Annotated in this window: 21 protein-coding genes; 14 read left to right on the forward strand and 7 right to left on the reverse strand. The window is 35.2% G+C overall.

Annotation, left to right across the window (positions count from 1 at the left end; all coding sequences use genetic code 11):
- Both DPQ89_RS05660 and DPQ89_RS05665 read left to right on the forward strand, forming a co-directional pair.
- Complete coding sequence (locus DPQ89_RS05660) at positions 1-1308, forward strand: amidohydrolase family protein (RefSeq protein WP_127715946.1); 1308 nt, start codon at positions 1-3, stop codon at positions 1306-1308.
- 329 nt (positions 1309-1637) lie between these two features.
- On the forward strand, positions 1638-1961 hold the full coding sequence (locus tag DPQ89_RS05665) for a helix-turn-helix transcriptional regulator (RefSeq protein WP_127715947.1): 324 nt from the start codon (positions 1638-1640) through the stop codon (positions 1959-1961).
- 60 nt (positions 1962-2021) lie between these two features.
- Here DPQ89_RS05665 and DPQ89_RS05670 read toward each other — a convergent pair whose 3' ends face one another.
- Positions 2022-2594: a hypothetical protein gene (locus DPQ89_RS05670; RefSeq protein WP_127715948.1), complete on the reverse strand. Its 573-nt coding sequence runs from the start codon at positions 2592-2594 to the stop codon at positions 2022-2024.
- 186 nt (positions 2595-2780) lie between these two features.
- Between DPQ89_RS05670 and DPQ89_RS05675 the strand changes: the two genes are divergently transcribed.
- Positions 2781-3767, forward strand: a complete 987-nt coding sequence (locus DPQ89_RS05675) for a malate dehydrogenase (protein WP_127715949.1) — start codon at positions 2781-2783, stop codon at positions 3765-3767.
- A gap of 35 nt (positions 3768-3802) precedes the next feature.
- On the opposite strand, the gene DPQ89_RS05680 is transcribed toward DPQ89_RS05675, so the two are convergent.
- Complete coding sequence (locus DPQ89_RS05680; protein WP_127715950.1) at positions 3803-4276, reverse strand: Crp/Fnr family transcriptional regulator; 474 nt, start codon at positions 4274-4276, stop codon at positions 3803-3805.
- Between the two features lie 7 nt (positions 4277-4283).
- Positions 4284-5411, reverse strand: a complete 1128-nt coding sequence (locus DPQ89_RS05685; RefSeq protein ID WP_127715951.1) for a hypothetical protein — start codon at positions 5409-5411, stop codon at positions 4284-4286.
- Between the two features lie 101 nt (positions 5412-5512).
- Between DPQ89_RS05685 and DPQ89_RS05690 the strand changes: the two genes are divergently transcribed.
- From DPQ89_RS05690 to DPQ89_RS05705, 4 genes are all read left to right on the forward strand, one after another.
- Positions 5513-6724 carry a U32 family peptidase gene (locus DPQ89_RS05690; protein WP_127715952.1) on the forward strand — a complete coding sequence of 404 codons (1212 nt, stop codon included), beginning with the start codon at positions 5513-5515 and terminating at the stop codon, positions 6722-6724.
- A complete protein-coding gene (locus tag DPQ89_RS05695; RefSeq protein WP_127715953.1) occupies positions 6721-7896 on the forward strand; it encodes a peptidase U32 family protein in 1176 nt (391 codons plus the stop codon). Before DPQ89_RS05690 ends, DPQ89_RS05695 begins: the two co-directional genes overlap by 4 nt.
- Positions 7897-8141: 245 nt before the next feature.
- A complete protein-coding gene (locus DPQ89_RS05700) occupies positions 8142-11015 on the forward strand; it encodes a hypothetical protein (protein ID WP_127715954.1) in 2874 nt (957 codons plus the stop codon).
- An 80-nt stretch (positions 11016-11095) separates the two neighbouring features.
- Complete coding sequence (locus DPQ89_RS05705) at positions 11096-13963, forward strand: hypothetical protein (RefSeq protein WP_127715955.1); 2868 nt, start codon at positions 11096-11098, stop codon at positions 13961-13963.
- Here the strand turns inward: DPQ89_RS05705 and DPQ89_RS05710 are convergent.
- On the reverse strand, positions 13944-15074 hold the full coding sequence (locus DPQ89_RS05710; RefSeq protein WP_127715956.1) for a hypothetical protein: 1131 nt from the start codon (positions 15072-15074) through the stop codon (positions 13944-13946). The genes DPQ89_RS05705 and DPQ89_RS05710 overlap by 20 nt on opposite strands.
- 44 nt (positions 15075-15118) lie before the next feature.
- Here DPQ89_RS05710 and DPQ89_RS05715 point away from each other — a divergent pair, with 44 nt between their 5' ends.
- Genes DPQ89_RS05715 through DPQ89_RS05745 form a run of 7 tightly spaced genes read left to right on the forward strand, consistent with a single transcriptional unit; the run spans position 15119 to position 22110 of the window.
- Positions 15119-16051, forward strand: coding sequence for a phosphatase PAP2 family protein (locus DPQ89_RS05715; RefSeq protein ID WP_127715957.1), 933 nt, complete (start codon positions 15119-15121; stop codon positions 16049-16051).
- On the forward strand, positions 16041-16739 hold the full coding sequence (locus tag DPQ89_RS05720; RefSeq protein ID WP_127715958.1) for an SAM-dependent methyltransferase: 699 nt from the start codon (positions 16041-16043) through the stop codon (positions 16737-16739). Before DPQ89_RS05715 ends, DPQ89_RS05720 begins: the two co-directional genes overlap by 11 nt.
- Before the next feature lie 32 nt (positions 16740-16771).
- Positions 16772-17770: a type 2 isopentenyl-diphosphate Delta-isomerase gene (locus DPQ89_RS05725; RefSeq protein WP_127715959.1), complete on the forward strand. Its 999-nt coding sequence runs from the start codon at positions 16772-16774 to the stop codon at positions 17768-17770.
- A 9-nt stretch (positions 17771-17779) separates the two neighbouring features.
- Complete coding sequence (locus DPQ89_RS05730) at positions 17780-19102, forward strand: hydroxymethylglutaryl-CoA reductase, degradative (RefSeq protein ID WP_127715960.1); 1323 nt, start codon at positions 17780-17782, stop codon at positions 19100-19102.
- Positions 19099-20133, forward strand: a complete 1035-nt coding sequence (locus DPQ89_RS05735) for a GYDIA family GHMP kinase (RefSeq protein WP_127715961.1) — start codon at positions 19099-19101, stop codon at positions 20131-20133. Before DPQ89_RS05730 ends, DPQ89_RS05735 begins: the two co-directional genes overlap by 4 nt.
- Positions 20117-21205 carry a diphosphomevalonate decarboxylase gene (gene mvaD, locus DPQ89_RS05740; RefSeq protein WP_127715962.1) on the forward strand — a complete coding sequence of 363 codons (1089 nt, stop codon included), beginning with the start codon at positions 20117-20119 and terminating at the stop codon, positions 21203-21205. The genes DPQ89_RS05735 and mvaD overlap by 17 nt, the downstream gene beginning before the upstream one ends.
- A 2-nt stretch (positions 21206-21207) precedes the next feature.
- The gene (locus DPQ89_RS05745; protein ID WP_127715963.1) at positions 21208-22110 is read left to right on the forward strand and encodes a mevalonate kinase; all 903 of its coding nucleotides are present in this window, start codon (positions 21208-21210) and stop codon (positions 22108-22110) included.
- Here the strand turns inward: DPQ89_RS05745 and DPQ89_RS05750 are convergent.
- The 3 genes from DPQ89_RS05750 to DPQ89_RS05760 form a co-directional block, all read right to left on the reverse strand.
- On the reverse strand, positions 22107-22934 hold the full coding sequence (locus tag DPQ89_RS05750) for an enoyl-CoA hydratase/isomerase family protein (protein ID WP_127715964.1): 828 nt from the start codon (positions 22932-22934) through the stop codon (positions 22107-22109). The genes DPQ89_RS05745 and DPQ89_RS05750 overlap by 4 nt on opposite strands.
- Positions 22935-23075: 141 nt before the next feature.
- Complete coding sequence (locus DPQ89_RS05755; RefSeq protein ID WP_127715965.1) at positions 23076-23648, reverse strand: FecR domain-containing protein; 573 nt, start codon at positions 23646-23648, stop codon at positions 23076-23078.
- Positions 23645-25360 (reverse strand): hypothetical protein, encoded by a 1716-nt coding sequence (locus DPQ89_RS05760; RefSeq protein ID WP_127715966.1) that lies wholly within the window; start codon positions 25358-25360, stop codon positions 23645-23647. The genes DPQ89_RS05755 and DPQ89_RS05760 overlap by 4 nt, the downstream gene beginning before the upstream one ends.
- Positions 25361-25413 lie beyond the last annotated feature (53 nt).

The raw sequence follows: 25413 nt of genomic DNA on the forward strand, positions 1-25413 counted from the left end.
TTGTTGCCATTATATAAAATTATTCTTTGTCATATTTTAAATCCTAAATCTGATAAGTCATGTGAATTTATTAAAAATGGAGCACTTGTCTTAAAAAGGTCGAAAGATGGCTACAAAGTTCTAGAAATTGGTAAGGAAAAATCAATACTTCCAAAATATAACGCTAAAAGATCAATTGAAGTTATGGATACATTAGGCAAGGTCTGTATGCCAAGCTTCTTTGACACACACTTTCATTGGGTGCAGGACGATGTGAGGCTAATGCCTAAGAAGAATCTACTACAATGGCTTATAAACTACACATGGCCTTATGAGGCCAAGTTTAAGGATAAGGGCTACTCAAAGGATAAGGCACAAAAATTTGCTAATGAGCTGGTTTCTGTTGGAACTCTGGGAGGAGCTTGCTATGCGTCAATACATGCTCATACTGCAGATGATGCATTAAAGTATTTTGTAGGAGATTTCGTTGTTGGGAATGTTCTGATGACAATGGAGTCACCGGACTACTTAACACAGACGAAGAAGCAGGCCATCGCTCTAGTTAAGAAGCAAACTGAAAAATTTAAAAATAAGTATGCTCTTACTCCTCGATTTGCACCTACAACTCATCCTGATGTTATGATTGAGAGTTCTAAATTTGCTAAGAAGAATAAGTCATTTATTCAAACTCATTTAAGTGAAACCACAAATGAAATTGAGTATGTACTAGGTCTTTATTCTAAGATTAAAGGCTATGAAAAAATTAAAACTTACACAGATATTTATAAGAAGGCCAAAATGCTCGGTCCTAAGACAATCATGGGACATGGGATCTATTTAAGTGATGCTGAGTTAAAGACTTTATCTAATACAAAGACTTCTATTGCTCATTGTCCTACTTCTAATGCTCCTGTTAAGCAACTTGGACTTGGTTCGGGACTTTTTAATTTTAAAAAGGCAGAGAAGTATAAGATTCACTGGTCTTTAGCTAGTGACATTGGTGGTGGCCCATTCGTTTCTATGTTTGATGTAATGCAATCATTTGTTTCTCAAAATGCGAAAGCAAAGGTCTCTGGCGCCACATATACTAAGGCCCTATTTAGAGCGACAGTTGCTGGCGCTCAGGCCTTAAAGTTGTCAAAAACTCACGGATCACTGGATTCTGGAAAGTTTGCAAACTTTATCTTAGTTAATGCACCTAAGAATCTAGGTGATAAGAGTGAAGAAGTTCTCTCTCAGATCATTTCTAAGAATAAGAATAAGCGCGCAAGCTACGATAATATGGTGGAGCAAACTTTTTATAAAGGTGAGTGTGTTTTTATACGTTAAAAGTTTTCACATCTCTAAAAATTTAGTTGATAAAATTACTCAAAAGCCTTAAGCTTGTTTTAAGATTTATATTATAAGTTATTGTTTTTTAATTAAAATGGTCTTAAGATAAGCTATAGGTTAGCCGATTAGCTTTTAATCCATTTCACAATTTTGAAATGTGAAAAGGGACTTTATTTATTTTCAAGAGCTTAAGTTGTTGAAAATAAACGTTAGTTAATTTAGGTAGCTTTAAATATAACCAAAAGTTGTTTGGAATTAACCACACTTCTTTGATATTTTATTTATAGAAAATTGTGAAGATCAACAAGACACAATAGGAGAATATAATGCGCTGCTTTGAAAACATTGCCAAATTAATCAGAACTAAGAGAATCAATCACCCAAAGGGTTACTCTCAATCTGAACTTTCACACTTACTTGGTTACAAAAATGGACAGTTTATTTCTAACGTAGAAAGAGCTCTTTGTAACATCCCTCTTAAAATGCTTAAGAAGGTTTGTGAAGTTCTAGACATTAACTCTTTAGAGTTAAAAGAAGCGATCTTAAAAGATCATGATCAAACTTTAGATAATTACTTAAAGCTTGAAGGTGCTTCGGAAATGATGCCTAACTCTGTAAAGAGAGCGTCAGAAGTAAGTGTTGCTCTTTAATCACTTATTAATTAATGACATTTTAAGTATAAAAAAAGGTCTTTTCTAAGACCTTTTTTTTTATACTAAACCTTTATACTTTTTGTAGTCTTCGATGCTGCCCATACTTTCTTCAGTATCGTCAGCGTATTTAGCTTCTTTTTGCATTTCTAGGTAGTGAGGATCTTCGAATTCTTCTTGGTGAGATACGTGCTCTGGCTCAGGTGGAAGATCATGATTAGTACTGTATTGATAATCAGGCTTTAGAGAATCAAAGTGTTTCTTAAAGAGTTCTTTTTTCTCACCTGTAAGAGTCATCTCAAACTCTCGAAGTTTACTTGCTGTATTATAGTAAATTCTCTCTAGCTTGGCCTTTTGGTTAGGGTCAGCTCTATGAAATAGGGCAAAGTACTTCTTTCTAGCAAGTAGATGTTGCTCTAGGAGGTTATTGTATTTAAGGGTAATAAGCTCTTCGGCAGAAAGTCTTGGACCTTTTTTAAAGAACTTCTTTTTCTTATTATTGTTATTCTTGTTGCCGTTGTTAGAAGGACCTTTGCCTCCAGACTTATTATCAAAAGACCGAGGCTTTTTCTTTCCTCTATATTTTCCCTTGGATTTTTTCTTATGTTGTGGCTTTGCCTGATTTTCTGACATTCATTCCTCATAGATTCTATAATCTAAATCATTTAAAATGTATTTTCTAAAGTGTAAGTTTAAGGTTCATGCAGGTATTAGTCAATTTATGAGGCCATTTAGTTTCATTTTGTTAACACGGCAAGACTTTGAAAAATGTTTAAAAGTGATTAAAAATATAGTGATTTATTAATGAAGGAGAAATTAATGACAACTAAACGCGTTAGAGTGGCCGTAACAGGTGCAGCAGGACAAATTGGTTATGCAATTTTATTTAGAATTGCATCGGGACAAATGTTTGGAACAGATACAGAGGTCGAACTGAATCTATTAGAACTTCCTCAAGCTCTTGGAGCACTTGAGGGTGTAAAAATGGAATTAGACGATTGTGCTTTTCCATTATTAAAGAATATTGTTTGTACTGATAAAATGGAAGAGGCCTTCAGTGGTTGTAATTGGATCTTGGCCATTGGTGCAGTTCCAAGAAAAGATGGAATGGAAAGAGCAGATCTTCTTAAAGTAAATGGTGGAATTTTTGGACCACTTGGAAAAGCAATGGCCGCACATGGTGCAGACGATTGTAAATTATTTGTTGTAGGTAACCCTTGTAATACAAACTGCTTAATCGCAATGGAAAATTCTGGACTACCGAAAGATAGATTCTTTGCAATGACTACTTTAGATGAGAATAGAGCGAAAACTCAACTTGCTATGAAAGCAGGGGTTGATGTTACTGAAGTTAAAAATATGACTATCTGGGGAAATCACTCCGCTACTCAATATCCAGATTTTTACAACACAACTATTTCTGGAAAACCAGCTGCAGAAGTAATTACTGATAGCGATTGGTTAAGTGGAGAGTTTATTTCTACTGTTCAAAAAAGAGGGGCTGCAATTATTAAAGCTCGTGGAGCAAGTTCTGCTGCGTCTGCTGCAAATGCTTGTGTTCAGGGTGTTTATAATCTAACACACGACACAGCTCCTGGTGAGACATTTTCAATGTGTCTATCTTCAACAGGTCAGTATGGCGTAGATGAAGGTCTTATCTTCTCTTTCCCATGTAGAGTTGAAGGCGGGAAGTTAATTGTAGTTGAATCTGTTAAGCACAATGATTTTGGTTCTGAAAAATTTGCTAGTACACTTGAAGAGTTACGTGCAGAGAAGAAATCAGTTGCCGAAATGAAACTGATCTAGTTTTTTTATGAGCGGGGAAGTCTTCCCCGCTTTTTTTATTCTTCTTTATCAATTAATCCATTTTCACTTTTATAAGCTTGCAAGTATGAATAATATTCTCTTTGTTCTTCGATAGATAGAGAAGGCATCGTTTTAACATTCTTCTTTCTAATTCCTTTTTTGGCGAGAAGTTCATCGGCAACTCTTAGTCTTGCTGTAATACTTGTGGCAAGAGTTTCTAGCCAGTCTGGAAACTGATTGGAAACTTCTTCAACGGGAACTTTTATGACAGTAGTATCTTCGAGACAAACGGCGCTCGCACTGCGACTTTTTTTGTCAAAGAAGCTAAGTTCTCCTAAGTATTCTCCTGCTTCTATGTGCGCCAGGGGTGTCACCTTAGTACCACTAGTCACAAAGATTAAAATTTTTCCGGAGTGAACTATGAATAGGTCATATTCATTTTCGCCTTCCGCGCAAATGATATCGCCTCGTTTTAAATTTAATGTTAAAGGTCCACTTAGTTGATTCATAATAGTCCTATATCTTTAAAATCGTTTTAATTGTAGAAATAAATTCTTTCGACAGCTTTTGGTAATAGACGTCTTGAGCGTAAATATCATCTTTAAATGTAATATCTCTTCCAAGTCCACTTTCAACAATATTTGCAAAGTCGATTATTCTATGACCATTTTCTTGAAAATGTTTAGTTAGAATTTTATTGAATATTGGATTTGATCTCCAGTTTTCGCAATCAAAAGCACTGGCAAGAGAGAGATTCTCTTTTGCTTTTGAAAGATCACCCTCTAAGAGATAAGCTCTTCCAAGTTGGTAATACGTTCTTGCATTTCCTGTAGAGTTGGCGACAAGAGCTTTTGATCTTTTTAAAGCTTCTTTACTCTTTCCACTTTTAAGGAGCTTTTCAATATCATTTTGCTCTATCATAATCGTATTTGTCTCTGCGTTGTCACAAACTAGTCTTGGAGCAACCTCTAAATTAATCGGAGTCGTTACAGCAATAAGTGTTGATCCTCTCTCTCTCATAAGACTTGTAAGTTGCTTAAGTTGGAGTTGGTAATACTTATAGATATATTCGGCTCTCGTTTGAGAAATAAAAGATGTCTTTGCTCTATTAAAGGGAACGACTTTATCATCAAGAATAAAGTACTTTGATGGCTTCTGATAGATGAATTTGCTCAATATAGGAAAGCTCATGATGGCAGAAGAAAATCTCTCATCTTCAAAAAGGGCCAAATTTGCATCATACACTTTTCTATCTGCTACCATCAGGCGTTTTTCAAGAAACTCTTGCGTTGAACCAATATAGATAACAATAGGGGGAGTTTTTTTTAATTTTCTAAGCTTGATTAATGTTCTGTGTAGCGCAGCTTCAGATTCCGACCAATTATAAATCTTTAACTCTGTTCTTAGATTCTTAGATAGGGTTGAAATAATCTCGGGTAAGAAACGGTTAAGGGATACGCCCAAGGCATCACCAACGATGAGAACGTCAGCATTTTCAATTTCATTGACCTCTTTTGGAAGTTCATACTTCACAAAATATGGATAAGGGTAGACTGTTGCGATAGTATTTTTATATTTAATATAAATAAATCCAGCGCCACCAAGAGTAATAATTGTAAGTAGTATTAGTATTTTTTTTATCATTATGTAATTTCAGTCACTTGTTCAGGTAAAAAATTCTTTCTTCCTTTATTGTATATAAAAACTTTGCTACATAAAACTCTTAAATTTAAATAGGATAACTAATGACACACTGGGTCCCTGAATTACTTGCTCCAGCTGGTTCGCTCGAAAAACTGAAAGTCGCCGTTTTGTATGGTGCTGATGCCGTATACCTTGGAGGACAAAAATTTGGTCTTCGTACTGCTGCTGATAATTTCACTTATGCTGAATTAGAAGAAGGAGTAGAATTTGCTCACGAAAGAGGCGCTCAGGTTTACGTGGTTCTCAATAGTTTCTTACATGATAGTGATCTAGAAGAGTTGCCAGAATTTCTTTCTTATATTGAGAAAATAAAAGTGGACGCCGTAATTGTTTCTGATCTTGGTGTGGTTGAAACAGTTGCCCAAAACTGTTCTATCGATATTCACTTATCTACTCAGGCAAGTTGTTTAAATTCTCAGGCCGCACTTCTATGGAAAGAGATGGGTGTCACTAGAATCGTCCTGGGTCGAGAAGTTTCTGTTGCTGAGGCAGCAAAGATTAAAGAAGTCAGTGGGCTTGAAGTGGAAATGTTCATTCATGGTTCCATGTGTATGGCCTATTCTGGAAACTGTGTCATTTCAAATTTTACGCAGGGTAGAGATAGTAATCGTGGAGGTTGTGCTCATAGTTGTCGCTTTGAATACTCACTTGATTTTTCAAATATTGACAGTGCGACTCATGAACAGAAGAATGCATACTTTATGAGTTCAAAAGATTTAGAGGGAATAAGAGTTCTTCCAGAGTTTATTAAAGGAAAGATTGACTCTTTGAAAGTCGAGGGGCGTATGAAAAGCCCTCACTATGCAGGGACTATAAGTAAGGTTTACTCTAGTGCTCTAAAATATTACCGTGAGCATGGCCACGTCCTTTCAGAACAAATGCTTGAATGGGAAAGAGAGCTTCGAAAAATCACTCATCGTGAGTACACCCAAGCGAGTCTTATTAAGCCCGCTGATGCGACTTCCATCTATTCTGATCGAGAGCATGAGCAAGGCGACTATACCATCGCAGGAGTCGTTTTAGAGGTTGTTGAGAATGATTTTCTTCTAGTCGAAGTAAGAAGTGCCTTTGAGGAAGGGGATGATCTAGAGCTAGTTCCTTTTGATAGAGATAGTGTCGCTTTTAAGGCAGACTTCTTAATTGAGACGGATGGAGAAAGAACGAATCGTTCACGACCAGGAATATTGCTTAAGATTCCTTATGTTGAAGGGGCAAAGCAGTGGAACCTCTTAAGATCGAGGGATTCTAGATGAAGATAATTAGTCCTGTTGATACGATTGAACAAGCTATGGTTTTAAAAGAAAACCAAGTTAAAGAAGTTATTGTTGGTCATATGTTATTTTCTCGTTTTGGAAAAGTTTCTCCAAACCGATACAATGAATTTACGGCCCAATTAAAAGAGATGGGTTTTAGAGTCATTTTTGATTGGGATATCTTAATGACTGAAACTATCTTTAATCAAAGAATTGATCAGATTGCACAAGTCGATTTCTCTAATATTGATGCTGTAAGAGTTCAAGATGCAGGTGCCTTGAATTGGATTAAGAATAATAAGAATTTAGCAATACAGTTAGTTCTGGAAAATGGAAATCATAACCTCATTGGAATCAAGAAGTGGATTGAGCTGGCAGGAAATAATCTTGAAAGAGTCGTTCTATCAATTGAACTTCCTAAGAATATTCTAAAAGAGTATATTCAAGAAATTAATATTCCGATAGAGTTTCTAGCATTTGGAAGAATTTTACTTTTCTATACGCCAAGAAGTCTTGTGTCTCCCTTTATTTTAAATAATGAAAAAGAGCAAAAGGTTTCTAATCAAAGCTATATCGAATTAGCAGGATCAAGTGAAGAGAGTCCACATAAAGGGTTTCCAATTGTAGAGAATATTCATGGAACTTTTATGTTTAATACTAAAGACCACTATCTTTGTGAACATATAGAAGAACTCATGGATATTGGAATTGATACTGTTAGAATTGACCTTCGGCATGTGCCTTTTTCAGAGCTTGTTTCACTAACTACCAAACAACTAAACAACCCTTGCGATGAAAATGCTCGTAATCTAAAAGAAGCATATCCTGGGACCATTATTCGTGGCTTCTACCATGTTAATAAATCGGATATTCTTTTTAAGAAACTTAAAAACCAAATAACTCAAAGAACTGATAAGTGTTATATCGGTGAAGTTCTCGATGTTAAAAAGAAGAAGCATATTGCAATTATGGTCAAGAGTAGAGATCTTGGAGTTGAACAAGGTTCAGTACTTATTCTCAAAACACCCGATGGTAAAGTCAAAGAGATTTTAATAGATTATCTTTTAAACTCTAAGCATGAACAAATAACAAAGGCATCTACTAATGAAATTTGTTTTATTAAACATGTCTCTGGTGTGAGTGTGAAGACAGCTGTTTATTTAAAAGAGTAAAATTGCCTAAATAAAGAGCTAGTGTATTTTTTATTGAGCTTAGAAAAATATGAAAAGCTCATTAATTAGAAATTATTGTTTATTACCGTTAAGTCTCCAAAAATTCATACTAACTTAAAGAAGAATTATTTTTGTTAACTTTTATTTACCTGTATTCACTACATTTTAACCATGATTTAACTGTAAAATTACTTAAGTAAAAGGCTTCGTATCACGATAGTCAGATATAACGAGGGTAATAGAAATTGAAAACAATATTATTTCTTTTCACATTTAGTATCTCTAGCTCATGGGCCTTACCAGGCATGACAAATGTTCAGATGAACTTTAGCAATCTAGAGGGCTCTCTTTCAACTGAAGCTCTAAAATGTGTAAAAGCAAACTCTTCTGAAAAAGGGCTCGCTGTTCTTTCGAATTACCTTAATAAAATTGACTGTAATAGTAAGAGTGATCCGAAAGAGTTTTGTGAATGTATTGCCATAATTTCAAAAGATAAATTTAATCTATCTGCAGAAAAAGAAATTAAAGTTGTGGAATATGTAAAGAATATGATTGCACAGAGAAATATTTTAAAAGCTAAGGAGCACATATATAACTCTGATAGTTTTTTGAATCTCTCAATGACTATTTCTGGAACTAACCTTGTTGATAAATGTTTAAGTCCCTCTGTCTCTAATCAGAATATTCAAGAAGTTAATAATTCGAGATCAGACGCTAAGGCCTCAATTAATCAGCAGGCAAAGGTTACGGCATTTGATGATATCGTAAATGAATTAAAGAATACTCACTTTGATAGAGGTGAAGAGCTTATTCAACTGAATGCCTTAATGATTAGCTTAAAAGAGACTAAGTCTGAAGCAATTGACTGGGAAAGATTATCAACTGTTTCACCGTATTTTAAAATGATGTCCAAAAACAAAAGAAGAAATTTTCTTTTGAGTAAGCAGTTAAGCGCATATCCAGAATTTGAAGATATCAGTTATGCTGTACCTAATGTTAGCTTAAGAGGGGTGTCTTTAGATCAGCGTTCAGTGTTTAAATTAGGATTACAGAAACTTAAGAGTGATCAAAATAAAATGCTCACAAAGAACTTTGCAAATAAAATTGTTGAAGGTGAATGTAGAGAGTTTCGAAAAGTTGTAGATAATGCATTAAGCTTTAATTTAGATGAGCAGTATGATGTCATGATGAAAAGTGTTATTAATCCTGAGACTAAAGAGGATTTTGCTACTCTAGAAAAAATTGAAAGCTTCTTAGCTAAAAATCTTGCAGATGATGACATTACGAAAAAGCTTCTTTTATTTGATATTGATAAACTCTATTGTTCAAAAAAAGAACTAACTCATGTTTTTCAGTCTCTTGAAATTAATGAAGAAATTATAAAATCTAAGTCTGCAACATTTAAGACATTTGATGACTCTCTTAAACTTCTTCATGGGTCTATAGAAGAGGCCTCTAATGAGTTGGAAGCAATTAATAATGAGCTTGCTTATGAGCAAGAGTCTTTAGAGAATTCTCATGTTGAGCAAGCAGTTTTTACTTCTCTTAGTAAAGGGGAGTTTTCAAAAGTTGTTGATGGAATAAAAGTTATTGATCTTGAGAATGAAGATTTAAGAAATTTACTAAATAATTGTGATTCACAAAGGTGCGATCCTCTTTTAACAGCGGTAGGTCTTGTTCCTCATATCAGCTATGATGAGTTTAAGCCAGAGCTTGATATGATCCTTAAAGGCTATGAAGAGACTTCAGTTGAAGACAGACAAAAGAAGATTGATGTCTTGACCACGAGACAAAAAGATGTTCAAGCTAAATTATCTCGTTTGAACCAAGGTTATAGTGATTTAAATAAAGGTAGAAATGCATTTATTGCTGACTTGAAAAAGGAGTTCGGAGACCAAGGGTATAGCGAAATCATTGCTTCTTCTGAAGTTGGTAGACAACATATGAGATCATTCAACCAAAACGTTGGCCTGACGACTAGTAGAAAGAGTCGTAGACAGAGAGTTCAGGACGCTCTTTCTAAGCTTAATTTTGAAGTAAATGAAAAGGCTTATGTGACAAGTACAAATTCCACTCCTAAGAAATTAGTTCAAGACTCACTACCAATCCAGAAACCAAGTATTATTAAAAGTGAAGGTGTCATTTCAAGCTTAGGGAAGTACTTTAAAGCTCCTGGGGCAGTTACTGATAATACACAAGTTAATACAATTGTATCTAAAGTCGAACAAGAAGATCAGCAGCAAAAGAAGAGCGAGATTGAGGATGCTATTGCTAGGCTAGAGAAGCTAGTTAGTGAAAACTCGGAAAAAACGAAACTCAGCTCGTCTTCGCAATCAGCTGAAGACAAAGAAATTGAAAATCTAAAAAATAAAATTGAACTTGAAAAGTTAAATATTGAAAAGGCAAATCTTGAAAAGAAAATTGCTCAAACTAAAAGTGAAAAGAGCAATTTACAGCAAAAGAAGGCACTCGCTAAATCAAATGATACGAACTCTCTTGTAGACCCAGCTTCAAAAAATAGCTCAAGACCAGCTAGTTTTGAAACTCTAAGTGCGAGTACTGGAGCTTCTTTTAACTCTAGCAAGTCAGCATCAAGCTCATTACCAGTTTCTAGTGCCGTGCCAAGTGCTCCTGCTGCAAGCTCAGGTGCTGTAAGCTCTTCAAGCGTATCTGCTGAGAGTATCTCTGCAAGTACTACAGGTTCGGAAGCTAGATCAAGCAGAGCACCAGCTAGCTCAAGCTTCTCTTTATTAGAAGATAGTAGCTCTAGTTTTGAAATTGTAAACCTATCTGATCTTAATAATACTCAAAGGGCCAGTGACTCAAGAGTTGTCAAAATCGATTTTATGTTTAATAAGATTGATTCATCTGAAAGAGAGGCCTTTATCAAAAATCTCTTTTATAGTGGAGAAGACTCTTTAATCTTAGAGCTACCTGATGGAGAGAAGCTATTTGTTGAAAATAATCAAGTCGCCAAAACTGAGAAGACTGGTCAGTTAAAGAGAGCTGTAAAAGATGAGAAAGAGCAAAGGCCAAAAAGAAGTAAGGATGACCGAAAGAGGTATGTTGACCTTAAAAAACTTCTAAAGGTTGGCACTTCACAGCAAGAATTTGAATAGTTTAGCTCACTTATACTTTAAAATTAAGTTTTCACTCAAGTATTCCGATTATTGTATATAAATTTACGATATAGGATGCTTTGAAGAAATTATTACTTTCAATATTTTTAGTGACATGTATGGCGGAGGTTTTTGCACTGCCTGGAATGGTTTCTGTGCAATATGATTTCTCAAAGTCTCAAACGCTATTTAGCTCTGAAGCAATTCAATGTCAGAATCAATTTACTCAAGGTATCTCACCACTAGAGCAATTAAGTAATAATATGATGAAGTTCAACTGCAATAATCAAGTTGAGCATGTTCCTTATTGTAGGTGTGTGAAAAAAATCTCCAGTAATGGGCTCACTTTAACTGCTGAAGATGAGGCATTGGCCAAGGAAACGCTTAATAATGTTTCTGACACAATACTGTTAGACTCTTTTCATAACGACCTAAAGTCTAATACAACTTCATATCGGGAATTTATGGGTTCATCTCACTTTGATGAACTATTTGATAAATGCTTTTCTGGAAAAGATGGTGTCTTTAAAGAGATAGATACACTTAAGAAAAAGAAGGATAGTGAACTATCGAGTTTAGAAAAGGCAAAATTAGAGTATTATCACACATTATTAAAAGATTATGATACTTACTCACCAATTTATAAAAACGTGCCTTTTGATATGGTCATGGGAAGGCTTCTCCTAGAGAAATCTAGCTCTAAGAATAGAGAAATTACTGAAAAAGACTTATCGAGTTTTGAACATATTCCTTTGTTAAATATCCTTAATGAAGAAGATAGGGTTGAGTTTGTCACTCAAAGGTCTAGTATTGAAATTTCGAATAAGAATATAAGGAATATTCTCACAGACTCTAAGCAAAGACTTCTGAAGCACTTTGACAATAGATGTCTTGAAGTATCGAATCAGATAGAGTCTCAAATGGACTCATATAAACCACAAAAAGAAGCAATCTTTCAAAATATTTTAGATACTGGTGGGCAAGACTTTAATGATGAAAATGATAGCTTTTCTAAACAACTTAGAATCGCTGCGCAGAAGGTGGTCTTAAGAAAATATCCAGAAGTTATGAGTAATGAAGATACTAAAGAAAAAGTATTCAAAGAGCTTGTAGATGAAGTTATATTCAATGTTGATAAGTATTTCTGTAAACATAATAGAAGAGTAGTTAGTCCTCCAACTTATGAAAACTTAGATGAGCAAGAAGCTTCGAATAATATGGTTAAGTTATATGCTAGTAGAGAAGAAGTCGTTCCTGAGATTCTTGAGCTTGATAGAAAGATTGAAGGTCTTAAAGGGGAAGTCGTAAGCCTTATTGACACAACAAGAGAAGACAAAGAGTCTTTAGAGTTTCTGATTGAAATTGAAAATCTAATCAATCCTGAAAATAAAACAGAAGACGGCCATTTTTTAAATCTAGATAATGTCAGTGAAGAATTCACTAGTAAACTCAAATCAAATCCATTTCTAGATGAGATCTCTGTTAAGCATATCGATGAAAACGGAAAGAGTCACAGAATTGTTAATCTTGAGAGTCTAAAAGATTTTAAGGACTACTTTAAGATGTCTGTTGATGCTAATAAGGAAGTTAATGATAAGAATTTGACTCTATTAGCTGAAAAAGAAAAAGAAAGAGCAAAACTAAAAGAAAAGCTTCAAGCTATAGATGATGAAATAAATAAAACTTTTAGAGGACTTGAGGTTAGAGTGGGGACTTCGCGAGCTGAATTCATACGCGATCGAAGTAAGGAAAATGCAAAGACAAATCATCATCTTGGTAGAGTCTTAAATATTGCTAAAACGTATAAAGATACTCAAAGAACTAATACGATAGATGATTTAACCTATATGAGATCTAGAGAGAGAGGATTAAAGACCTACTTTAAGGAGTTGTCTGCAAGTGAAACTCTTGTATCTAGTGCGACAGAAATTAAGAAAAAAGAGAATACACAGAAATCTGTAAGTTCTGAATTAATAAATAGAGATGATCGATCTGAGGTGATATCAAAAGTGCCTAAAAGTGATCCGTACTTTAGTATAGGGAAACGCCAATCAAGTTTAGACTTTAATAAGGTGAAAATTCAAGATTCAGTTAAGTCTGATACGCCTTCTAAACGTGAGACAGAGTTATTAAAGCAGCTTGATCGCTTAAAGAAGTACATTGAAGATAACAATAAGAATGAAGAAGTAGTAAAAACAAATATTGAAGATAAGTCTATCGATGCGCTAAAAAAAGAAGTCGAGTTACAAAAAGTTAAGAACGAAAAAATACGTTTGGAAAATGAGTTGCAAGCTCTTCAAAGTAAACCCGCTACTGGAGTTCAAAACGATGAGGGGGCCACTAAGGTTAGTACTAGAGAGAGCTTTGATCGTGAACGGGTTAGTGAGTCCGAGGACTTTAAAATAAGTAGACCTAGTGTTACTAATGGAGAGCGGACGAGTAGTTCAAAAACAGAAGTTGCAGGTAGTAAAATAGTTGCTCCTGCTAATACTTCTTCCTCTTCGAGTCTAGCTAACAATGATAACTCTAAAATTAAGAGTACATCTGGAGCCGTGTTGTCAGGTAGTAATGTTGAAGCAGATAGACTGAACCTACTAGGGATTGTTGATTCAAGTTCCATTTCATTAAGGAAGTCTACAGGAGTTGAAGCAACACAGGATTCTCGTGTAGTAAAATTGGAATTTGATCTTGATACGATACCAGTTAGTAATAGAGAGGTTTTCTTGGAAAGTTTACTTCTTGAAGGTGAGGATTCAATTGTCATTGAATTACCTGATGGAGAAAAATTAATTTTAGAAAACAAGAAAGAAGATTCTCGCTTTGTTGGTCCAATAATGAAGAGTAATGAAAGAGAGCTTGCATCAAAGAAGAAAGCTCATCCTCGCAGAAGTAGGATATTATATAAAGATTTACAGAAAATTCTTAATTCTAGTTTAATTTCACAATAATAAAAACCACTTCGATGCCACCATTACTGAATTCAGTTTTAAATTCAATTATTTCATTCTTTAGAGACGAGATGGCCCACTTGGGAAATACCATCGCTAGGTGGCGGGCCTTTTTTAGGGATTTACTCTTAGTAATAATTTTAGTTAGAAGATCTTGTAGACCTTCATCAAGCTTTATTCTCTTACCATAAGGAGGATTAAGAATAATTGAGTATTCCTCTTCGCAATCCTCTAGTTTAAAGAAGTCTTGGACATCAATGCACTTCAGTTTAGTGGAGTTTAATTTCTTTAGATTCTCCTTACTTGCTTTTACGGCCTTTGCCTCTTTATCACAGTAAATAATCTCTTCGAAAGTACTCTCTTGGATTTGAACTCTTTTTTGGAGAGGTAGGCCGGTATAAAATGGAGCATACTGATAATCATAATCCCTATGTTTGTTATACATAAATATAGTGGCGGCCTCAAGGGAGAAACTTCCTGTACCGCACATAGGATCTAGGAGTCTTTGCTTTTCAAATTCTCTTAGTTTCCAAACCATTGCCGCTGCAATACTCTCTCTCAGAGGAGCCTGGTCGGTATTCTTCTTTAATCCCCTTCGGTCTAACCTTTCTCCTCCGAGATTAAATTCAATCTTCACAGTATCTTGATAGATATCAATGTGAACTTTATTTTTGAGTTCACTTTTCTCTTTCGGAGCTCCTTTTATCGGAGAATGTTTGGCCGAAGCTAAGAATGCTTTTTGCGCTTTCTCTTTGATCATTGCTGTATTTATTAGTTTTGATTCTTTAGCACTCGCTGTAAAGAGGGGTGTTTGACCTCTTACTATTTTTGACCAGTCTATTTTCGAAATTTTATTAAATAACTTTGGTGTATCCTTGCAAACGAAAGTGTCAATTAGCATTAGGGCCTGAGTAGGAACTCTTAAAAATGGAATTATTTTACAAAATAGAGAGATATCAGCTTCTAAATAGAGCTTTCCTTTCTTTCTTTCTATGGCCGGAGCTTGAGAAGTATTTACTAATCTCCATAGGGTGTTGAATTCATCTATGGCAATTTCTTCTAGTCCAGGTATTATGGTTAAGCTAAATTGAGATATACTGTTTGTTGTCATTGTGCCAATATATAGTCAATCAGTTAAGTGAGCAAGAGCAAGTCATGTTTGAGTACAAATTACAGAAATCATGGGACAATTATAGAGACGACTTCGGACTTGGCCGTATCTCTTTAATTATTTGCTTCTTTTGTCTCTTCATTTTTATCTATTCTTTGGTTTTTTTAAACGATGCTCGCTTTAGTAGCTTGATACCAATTGTGATTGTTTATTGCATGACTCTTTTTGGAGCAAAGATTAAGAGTTCGTCTCATTTCGCTAAATTTTTGATTAATGTAATTTTTCTGGGATCTATGATTCCTTTTTTATATGACCAAACAGGAATTCTTGATGAAACAGGTCATGGTCTGCAAAGATTTGACGAATTCTTTGCTACTTTCGACCAGAAGCTTTGGGGTGATTCCATTGCAAATATTATTCAACGTTTGGCCGGAACTAGCTTCTTTGCTACTCTTTATTATGATTGGATTCAAACTGCTTATCTCTTTTATTTCCTATTTCCCTTTTATATGTGCACTGTCTATTATTGCTCTCTACCTGAGAAATTAAAGTTTAAAGTCGCAAGACCTATGGCCAGTGTGACCATCTTTTTTTGCTTTAATTATTTTCTCTACATTGTTATCCCCGTGACTGGCCCGCAGTTCTTTATTCCTTCTGCTTTTGTAGAGCCATTACCTCTATCTAGTTACGGATATTTTTTGAATTCTATCGTTAAAAATGGTCAACCTACATTTATAGATTGTTTTCCTAGTGGTCATACTGGTATCTCTTTGCTTATGAGCCTGTGGTTTTTTAAAATGAAATCAAAGCATTTCTATTTTTCATGCTTTATGGGAATTAGTATTATTCTTGCGACAGTTTCATTAAGATATCACTATACATTAGATTTAATTAGCTCAATTCCACTTGTGATCTTCAGTTACAAATTTTCTGCAAGTGTAATTCCTGTTTCTGTAAGGAGAATTTATGAAAGGTAAGTTAACTCTTATTCCTACTCCCATCGATGAGTCTAGTCCTCTAGAGCAAACTGCTTTCAATCTCTTAAGTGAAGCCGCTAGTGACCTTTCAAAGAATACGCTCGCCATTGAAGACCTTAAACCAGGAAGAAGGAGATGGCTCCACTTTGGTCTTACTCGTGATGTAGTAGAAGACTTTGTCTTGTATAATGAACATACGAAGAAAGAGGCATGTAAGGCCTTACTAAAAGACTTGAAGTCTGGAAAGAATGTCTTTCTAATGAGCGATGGTGGACTACCAGCTTTTTGTGACCCAGGTGTTGACTTGGTTAGGGAGTGCCATTTAAGTGGTATTGAAGTTTGTTCAGCACCTTTTTCAAATTCAATTTCACTGGCCCTTGCAATGAGTGGCCTAGATCACAACTCGTTTAGTTTTGCAGGTTTCTTGCCTATTAAGTCTCCTGAAAGAGAGTCGCAATTAGATAAATTTCTCAAAAGAGGTGAAACCACTATTTTCATGGATACTCCCTATCGCATGAAAAAGCTCTTACAAGAAATTCAATCCCATAGTTCAGGGCGAATAGCTTTTTTGGCCATGGATCTAAACTGCGAGACGCAAGAGTGTTACTTTGGAAAGATTTCTTCTTTTATTAACAATATCAGTGACTTCAAGCGTGAGTTCATTTTAATAATTGGCCCATCAAACTAGACTGGCCATAGGAACTATGTTAATTACGCTCTATGGTAAATATAGCTGATAGAAAATTTGAACATATAGTTCTGGCAGAGAAGTCTCAAACAGATATCTCCTTCCTTAATCAACATTTTGATTATGAACCATTATTTAGTGCTCATCCAAGTGAAGTGGACTTGTCTCTTGAGTTCTTAGGTAAAACTATGAAGGCCCCTTTGTGGATCTCTAGCATGACTGGTGGAACTGGTAGTGCGAAGATAATTAATGAAAATCTTGCTAAGATTGCTGGTGAGTATGGATTAGGGATGGGGCTAGGTTCTTGTCGTCCTTTACTAGATAATTCGAAGGACTTTAGTGACTTCGACCTAAGAAAGTACTTAGGGGAGCAGTGTCCTTTTTATGCGAATTTAGGGATAGCTCAACTCGAAGAAATTATTGCTGATGGAAAAGTATCTTTAATCAGAGATATGCTTACTCGGCTAGATGCAGATGGATTGATCATCCACGTAAACCCACTTCAAGAATGGTATCAGCCTGAAGGTGATCGTTTCAGATTATCTCCTATTGAGACTATTAGTACCATACTCAATTCGCAGATTCCTGTTGTCGTAAAAGAGGTGGGTCAGGGAATGGGGCCTAGGTCTATTAAGAAGCTCTTAGAATTACCCATTCAGGGGTTAGAACTTGCTGCTTTTGGTGGTACTAACTTCTCTAAGTTAGAGAAATTACGTGAAAAAAGTCACAATCTAACTAGGCCTGAAGACTTAATGTTTGTTGGACATAGTGCACTAGAGATGGTAGATCAGATCAACCTTTTTATTAATGAATTAAATAATAAATGCTTGTGTAAGAATATTATTATCTCAGGTGGAATTAGCAATACACTTCATGGCCTGTGGCTGAGTGAAAAGCTTAATTGCTCGAGTGTTATAGGAAGGGCCAAGGGTTATCTTGATCATGCTTCAAATATTGCAGATCTTAGAGCTTTTGTGCAAGGACAGATAGACACACTAAAAATGGCCAAGGCTTACCTGGTCGCTAAGTAAGGGGGAGAGTTGAATCGAATTAGCGGTTTCTCTAGACTTTCGAAATTAGAAAAAATTAATTACCTTGTCGAAAACTATTTAGAAAATAATCAATTCTCTAAGAATAAGATCCAAAGCTATTGGCATGATAATGCTAAAGAGCAACAAGTGTTCGATGATTTTTCTGAAAATACAGTAACTAACTTCTATTCTCCATATGGTGTTGTTCCTAATTTTTTACTCAATGGTAAATTACACTGTATCCCTATGGTTATTGAGGAGAGTTCAGTCGTAGCAGCTAGTGCTAAGGCGGCTAAGTTTTGGCTTGATCGTGGTGGTTTTAAAGCTGAAGTCGTCTCAACAACAAAAGTTGGGCAAGTTCACTTTATTTGGAGCGGACAATTTGAAGAACTCGAAAAGTTCTTCAATGAAAAAAAGAATGAATTAATCGAAGCTGTTTCTCCTCTTGTTCAAAATATGAATAAAAGAGGAGGAGGAATAAAGTCTGTTCAGCTAAAAAACTGCACGGATTTAGAAACTGACTACTACCAAATCCATGCTGAGTTTGAAACTTGCGATGCTATGGGTGCAAATTTTATTAATAGTGTACTTGAAGGATTTGGAAAAAAGCTTGAGCAGCTCATTAATGTAGAAGATAGTTTTGATGAAGCTCAAAGAAATGTTCAAATTGTTATGTGCATTCTCTCTAACTATACACCAGACTGTTTGGTTAAGTGTTGGGTAGAGGCGGATGTTAAAGATCTAGCTGATAAAGGGCTAGGAATGAGTGGTGAAGATTTTGCTTCAAAGTTTGCTCGAGCGGTTAGAATTGCTAGGGCAGATGTGAGTAGAGCAGTCACACACAATAAAGGTATCTTTAATGGTATTGATGCTGTCATTCTCGCTACCGGGAATGACTTTAGAGCAATTGAGGCCTGTGGTCATGCATACGCGGCAAGAGATGGCCAATATAGAAGTCTTACAACTTGTGAAGTTAAAGATGGAAAGTTTAAATTTGAAATTGAGATACCTTTGTCTCTTGGAACAATAGGTGGCCTAACTTCTTTACATCCAATGGCGAAGATTTCTTTAGATATGCTTGGTCATCCTAAAGCAAGTGAGCTCATGATGATAACTGCGGCCATTGGACTTGCTCAGAACTTTGGAGCTGTTCGTTCATTGGTGACAACTGGAATTCAAAAAGGGCACATGAAAATGCACTTGATGAATATACTTAATCATCTAGAGGCCAATGATGAAGAGCGGGCCTTGGCGAAGAAAGAGTTTGATACTAAAGTCATAACTTTTAATGGTGTGCGAGACTATATTGCGGCCCTTAGGAACTATCAGTGATTAATCAAAATATTACACCTGAGTATATAAAGAACATTCGTAAAAATGCAGATATAGACAATAACAAGTCTGATCACTTCTTTTATGGACATGGAAAATTGTTACTTACTGGAGAATACTTTGTTCTTGATGGAGCTAAGTCATTAGCTCTTCCAACGACAGTGGGGCAGTCATTAAATGTTAAGTATTCCCCTTCATTTTCTCCTAAATTATATTGGAAAAGTTATGATGTCGCTTCGAATCTTTGGTTTGAGTCGGTATTTGAGTTTTGGCGATTTGAGATTATCAGTGACGACCCAAGACCTGAAGAATTTGTTCTTCAGAATATTTTACGTCAAGCAAGAAAACAAAATCCTCATTTTCTAAGAGATAATGTGGATGTGCACGTTGAAACTAATCTTGGTTTTCCAATGGAGTGGGGACTTGGCTCTAGTTCAACTCTAGTTCATAATATGGCCCAGTGGGCATATGTAAGCCCTTTTGAGCTTCTTTTTAACACATATGGTGGATCTGGATATGATGTGGCCTGCGCTCAATCTGAGGGGCCTATTTTCTACTCTAAGAACTCTCATGGGCCAAAATGGTCTCCAACAGTTTTTAATCCAAGCTTTAAAGATAACCTCTATTTTGTCTATAGAGGAAAGAAGCAAGACTCTAGAAAGGCGATAGAGTATTATAACTCTCTTAGGCCAATAGATAATGGTATTATCTTGAGCATCTCAGATATTACTGAAGAGATCTCAACAACAACTAGCCTGAAAGAATTTGAGTTCCTTATTGGCGCTCACGAGAAGATTGTTGCTCAAACACTAGATTTGAGACCAGTTAAGGATGAGCTATTCTCAAACTATTGGGGAGAAGTTAAGTCTCTTGGAGCATGGGGAGGAGACTTCCTTCTTGTTACGAGTGATAGAAGTCCTGAGGAAACGAAGAAATACTTCTTTAATAAGGGTCATGATGTTTTCATTCCATATGAAGACTTAATACTCGGTGCCATAGGGGACGAAACAAAGAATGAACTCTTTCATTAGAAAATTTAAAAAGAAAGATATAGTGGATGATTCAGGGAGAATCTCTTGGATTAGTCCCTCAAATATTGCTCTAGTAAAGTACTGGGGAAAATTTGGTGACCAACTGCCTTCAAATCCTTCTATAAGTTTAACTCTTAATGAAGCAAAGACTACAATGGATTTTTCTTGGTCTCCTAAGGACAAGGACTCTACTGAAGTGCAGTTAGATTTCTATTTTGAAGGCAAGAAGAATGAAAGCTTTCAAGAGAAAATATCCAAATACCTCGTAAAGCATTTTGATTATTTTCCATTTCTTCGCTATATCAGCTTAGAGATAGAATCTACTAATACATTTCCTCATTCTGCAGGAATTGCTTCAAGTGCATCGAGTATGAGTGCTCTCGCCTTAGGTTTATGTACAATAGAAAGTGAGGTCTTTGGCCTTGACTTATCTCAAGAAGAAATAAAAAGAAAAGCAACTTTCATGGCAAGATTAGCATCAGGTAGCGCGTGTCGTTCTATTTATGGTGGTGTTGTAAGTTGGGGGGATTTTGAGCATCAGCTTATAAATTCAACTAATGAGATTGCAGGAGAAGTTTTAGAACTTGATGAAGTATTTAAAACTTACCAAGATACTATTTTGATCGTTGATAGTGGACAGAAGGCCGTTAGCTCAAGAGCAGGTCATGCTCTTATGACTGAGCATCCTTTTTCTCAGATTAGGTTTTCTAATGCTAGAACTAATATCGAAAAAATCATTAAAGCGATGCAAACTGCAGACCTATTAGAGTTTTGCAATATCGTTGAGTCTGAGGCCTTAGAGCTTCATGGGTTAATGATGAATTCAAACCCTAGCTTTATTTTAATGAGGCCTAACACCTTGGCCATCATTGAAAGAATAAGGGACTTTAGAGAACGAACATCCTTGCCAGTTTGTTTCACTTTAGATGCTGGACCAAATGTTCATATTCTGTATCCAGAAAATATTTCTGAGCAAGTTAAGGAATTTATCATTTCAGAGCTTTCGAGTTTTACTGAGTCTAATAAGATTATTTATGATCATGTTGGAACTGGACCTGAAAGGTATCTATAGTAATGAAATCCTTCTATTCTAAAGTACTTCTCTTTGGAGAGTATTCCATAATAAGAAATTCCATGGCACTTGCCGTGCCATATTCCTTGTTCGAAGGAAAGTTGACCTTTCCTAGAGATAAGAATTTTCGTATTGATAGTGAGCTAAAGGCATTTTGTCAGTATCTAAAGAAACTGAGTTCGAAAGATGAACTCTTGTGTCCTATGGACCTCTCTAGTTTTGAATTTGATGTTGGACAGGGGATATTTTTCGATTCGTCTATTCCGCAAGGATATGGTGTAGGATCTTCCGGTGCAGTAGTTGCTTCTATTTTCGAAAATTACAAAACTTGTGAAGACAATCACTTAAGTGATTTGTCTTATTTAAAAACAGTATTTGCTCAAATGGAGTCTCACTTTCATGGTTCATCTAGTGGAGCAGATCCACTAATAAGTTATTTAAATGCTCCTATTTTGATCGATGGAAAAACTAGTTATAAAACAGTCGATATACCTAAGACTTCGGGGGAAGGAGCGATCTTTCTTCTCAATACTGGTCGTCCTAGAAGAACTGAACCTTTGGTAAATCTCTTTTTAGAAAAATGTAAATCGAAGTCCTATTCAAATCTGTGTGACAATGTCCTGGCCCCAATAACCAATAATTGCATTAACTCATTTTTAAGTGGAGATAAAGAAAGCCTTTTCGAGTTCTTTCGAGAACTTTCGGACTTTCAATTCAGACACTTTGGTCCAATGATTCCTACACTGTATAATGAATTATGGGAAAATGGTCTAAAGTATGAAAATTTCTATCTTAAGCTTTGTGGTGCTGGAGGTGGAGGCTTTCTATTAGGAATGACTCCTAATATAAAAGAGGCCATGGCCGAATTGGATCAATATGAGATTCGGCCACTGTATCGTTTTTAATTACTAAGCTGTTCGGCCTTTTCTCTTTTTAGTCTTGTCGCAAATTCTTTTACATTTGTTAGTTTTGCACCTTCAGAGTTCTTGGCGATATTTCTCCAATCACCAGTGCACATCCCTGCTATGCTAAATCTCTTTTCCCATTTTATCGTTCTATCTAGTTCAGGCATAATAGATTCTAGTAAGCTTCTCTTAGTCTGAATCCTTGCAATATCTGATTGGTTTGAAATATTTTGTAAGTAATTCTCATACGTACTTTGTTCAGAGTACGCTTCAACAATCGTTTGTGTCGCAAGTAATTCACTAGAGTTTACTTTCTTAGAAGATAGTAACCACTGTCTTGCTATGGCATTTCCAAATAGGGCAGTTGTAAAACCAACTCCTCCACAGCTTGGAACAATTCCGTTTAATAAATGATCAAAATGAACTTGGGTTTCTTTAGAAGCGATTCTTATATCTGCGCCCATTGATAATTCGACACCTAAACCACTACACCCACCTTTAAGATCGGCAATGATTGTTTGAGGAAGGTAGAACATACTGTAGATAATCTTTTGAACCTTATCAAAGTTCTTTTGTCTTTTCTCATCACTCCAAGTTGCTAATTCTTCAGAATCAAGGCCTTTACAGAAGTAATCTCCCTTACCAGTAAGATAGACGGATTTTATTTCAATGTGAGTTGAGAGCCATGTGAAAAGTGTTTCAAGTTCAAAGATCATCTCTGTATTTAGAGCGTTCTTTAGTTCAGGTCTGTTTAGTTCAATAAGAATACTTCTTGTATTTTTATTCAAACTAACACTTAGTGTGTTGTAGTTGAACAGTGACATTTATCCTTCCTTGGTGTCTTTTTGAAATCGATCCTTGATTTCATAAATAAATTTTTTCAATTATGTAAAACTCTGTCAAAAAAAAGTTGGTAATAGGACCATAAAACTTCAAAAAAAAAGTAATTCCAGTAGTTTAAGACTTTAATTTGTCATAAGAAATTTCAGATCTTCTTCTAGTTCCTGATCGGTAAGCTCGGTTGAATTTCTGATTTTAAGAACTTGCTCTTTCTTTCTAGATTGAGATTTGAGCAGAGAGATTTTAGATAGCTTCCCTGAGAAACTGGTTAGGCTTTTGAGCTCTTTTGTGTACTGGATTTCAAAATGCTCCCCAAGGTAGGCAGTAGAGTTTTCTCTTATATTTATAAGAAGACCAGATCTCTTTTTTAGCTGATCTTTTTGTTTAAAAAATCTTAGATGTCCTTCTATTAAACTTAATAGTCTAACTCCATGAGAGTTTGTTTTCCTGAGTAAGACTTTAGAATTTGGTGCAACAACTACAGTGCCGATAACCTCATCATTAAAGTCGATTAGAACAATTCCATTGTTTGAAGTTACAATAATATCATTACTAGAGATTCTATCCATGGTTGTTACTTTGGTAGGAGTGTTCGTACCTTGAAAGATAAAAGAATTTCCTTTTATAGAACTAACAAAAATCTCGGCCTTTAGATCAATTGATAAAACGAATAGAAGAATTAAAAAGATGCTTTTCATGAAGCTTCTTTCTTAGAATTGAGCTGCTCAAGTAGCTCAAATAGTTTATATGGATGAATACTGTAATCACAATGATCTGCGATAACTGATTCAATCTCTTTGGGTGATTGCGCTAGGTCGCTACTTGCCTCTATCAAGTGTATTTTACTTTCTTGATCCGCACGAACCATAAATGCTTTTATAATACTCTTTTCTAATTGTGTAATATTACCTGGCCATGAGTATGTTGTTAGATAACTAAGGCTCTCTGGAGAGAGTTCAATATTAGATAAATTTCTTTTTTTGCACTCCATCTTAATAAAATACTTTGCTATTGGAAGAATGTCTTCACTTCTATTTCTTAGAGGAGTTATATGAAAGAGAGAGTGTGATAATTTCTTATAGAGTAATTTGTTAAATTTTGCTGTCTCTACCTTATAATTAAGATCTTCTGTGGTCGTAGATATAATTTGACACTCGTGAAATTGAGACCAATTGAATAACTCATTTTGTTCTTTTTCCGTCAAATAATTAATATTCTTTAGAACTATTGAAACACTCTTGGCCAAAGGAGTAGATGTTTCAAATAACTCTTTTAGCTTTTCTTTGTCTTTACAGTTGTAGATTTCAGTCTTGCTCGTATTTGCTAATTCTTTTGCAAAGAAGGCCTTTCCTAGTCCAACTTCTCCAACAATGTGAATATTATTCCTTCCATACTTAAGCTTTCTAAGTGTGGATCGTATGGCGGCGGACTTTTGACCAGAGCCGAAGTAGATAAAGTCATCTTCAAGCTCTGGGTTTAGATGAGCAATTCGAGTTGATTTAGATTTAGGGCTAAAACTTAGAAAGAACTTTGACATCACCATGCTAAGAAAACTTGCTGTGACTTCATCTTGTAAGCTAAATCTGCTCTCAGATTTATTAATAAATTGATAAACCCCAACACATTTCTGTTCTTTGTTTAAGATAGGTAGACATAAAATGCTTTTTTCGACAACTTCATCTTGTTTTCTTTTTCTACCATCTTTAAGAACTTTGTTAATACATTGAGAAGTGGTAAAGGACATTCCAACTTCTTGCATCGAAAAGTTCTTCTCTTTTAGAGTCGTTGAGCCCGTACTTGAATAAATATTTTCAAGCTTATCATTATCAACATTTATCTTCCATAACCTTACTTCTTCACAGTTTAGAAGGTGTTTACTTTCATCTATAATTTCAATAATACTTGATTCGTTAAACTCTTTATAAAGAACATTAAGTAGGCTAAATAGTTCAATCCCATCGGAGATACTTATTTCTCTGGCCGATAGGGCAGACTTTATAAGAAACTTCTTTAACTTACTACCAGAGAATCCAGCTACGTAATCTGTGATAAAGTACTTAAGTTCGGAGTCATTATTTTGATTAAGTAGTTCAACGCCATAGTTATACAGCTTTGAGTCCTTACTCTCTGAAAAAGATCTTATCACTCTGGCATTTACTTCGAAGTCCCATTTGTTAAATATCTTTTTGGTATATAGCTCTAGCTTTAAATGGGTATCAATTTTAATTTCAATATCTGTCTTAAAGGACATACTAAATAGGTTGAAGTCAATTATTGAAACATTTTCATGAATGATCTGACCTCTGTTTTCCCCATCTAAGACTGTAATTTTTATGAAAACCTTGTCTTTTTCGTCGGTTTTAACTCTAAATGATCTATAAAATTTGAAATTTGTTAGTCCTATGCTCATAAAACTTTGTCGGTATAAAGATGATATATATTTAAGGAAAAAGCTAAAAATCC

It is taken from the genome of Halobacteriovorax sp. HLS (assembly GCF_004006665.1).
GTDB lineage: Bacteria > Bdellovibrionota > Bacteriovoracia > Bacteriovoracales > Bacteriovoracaceae > Halobacteriovorax.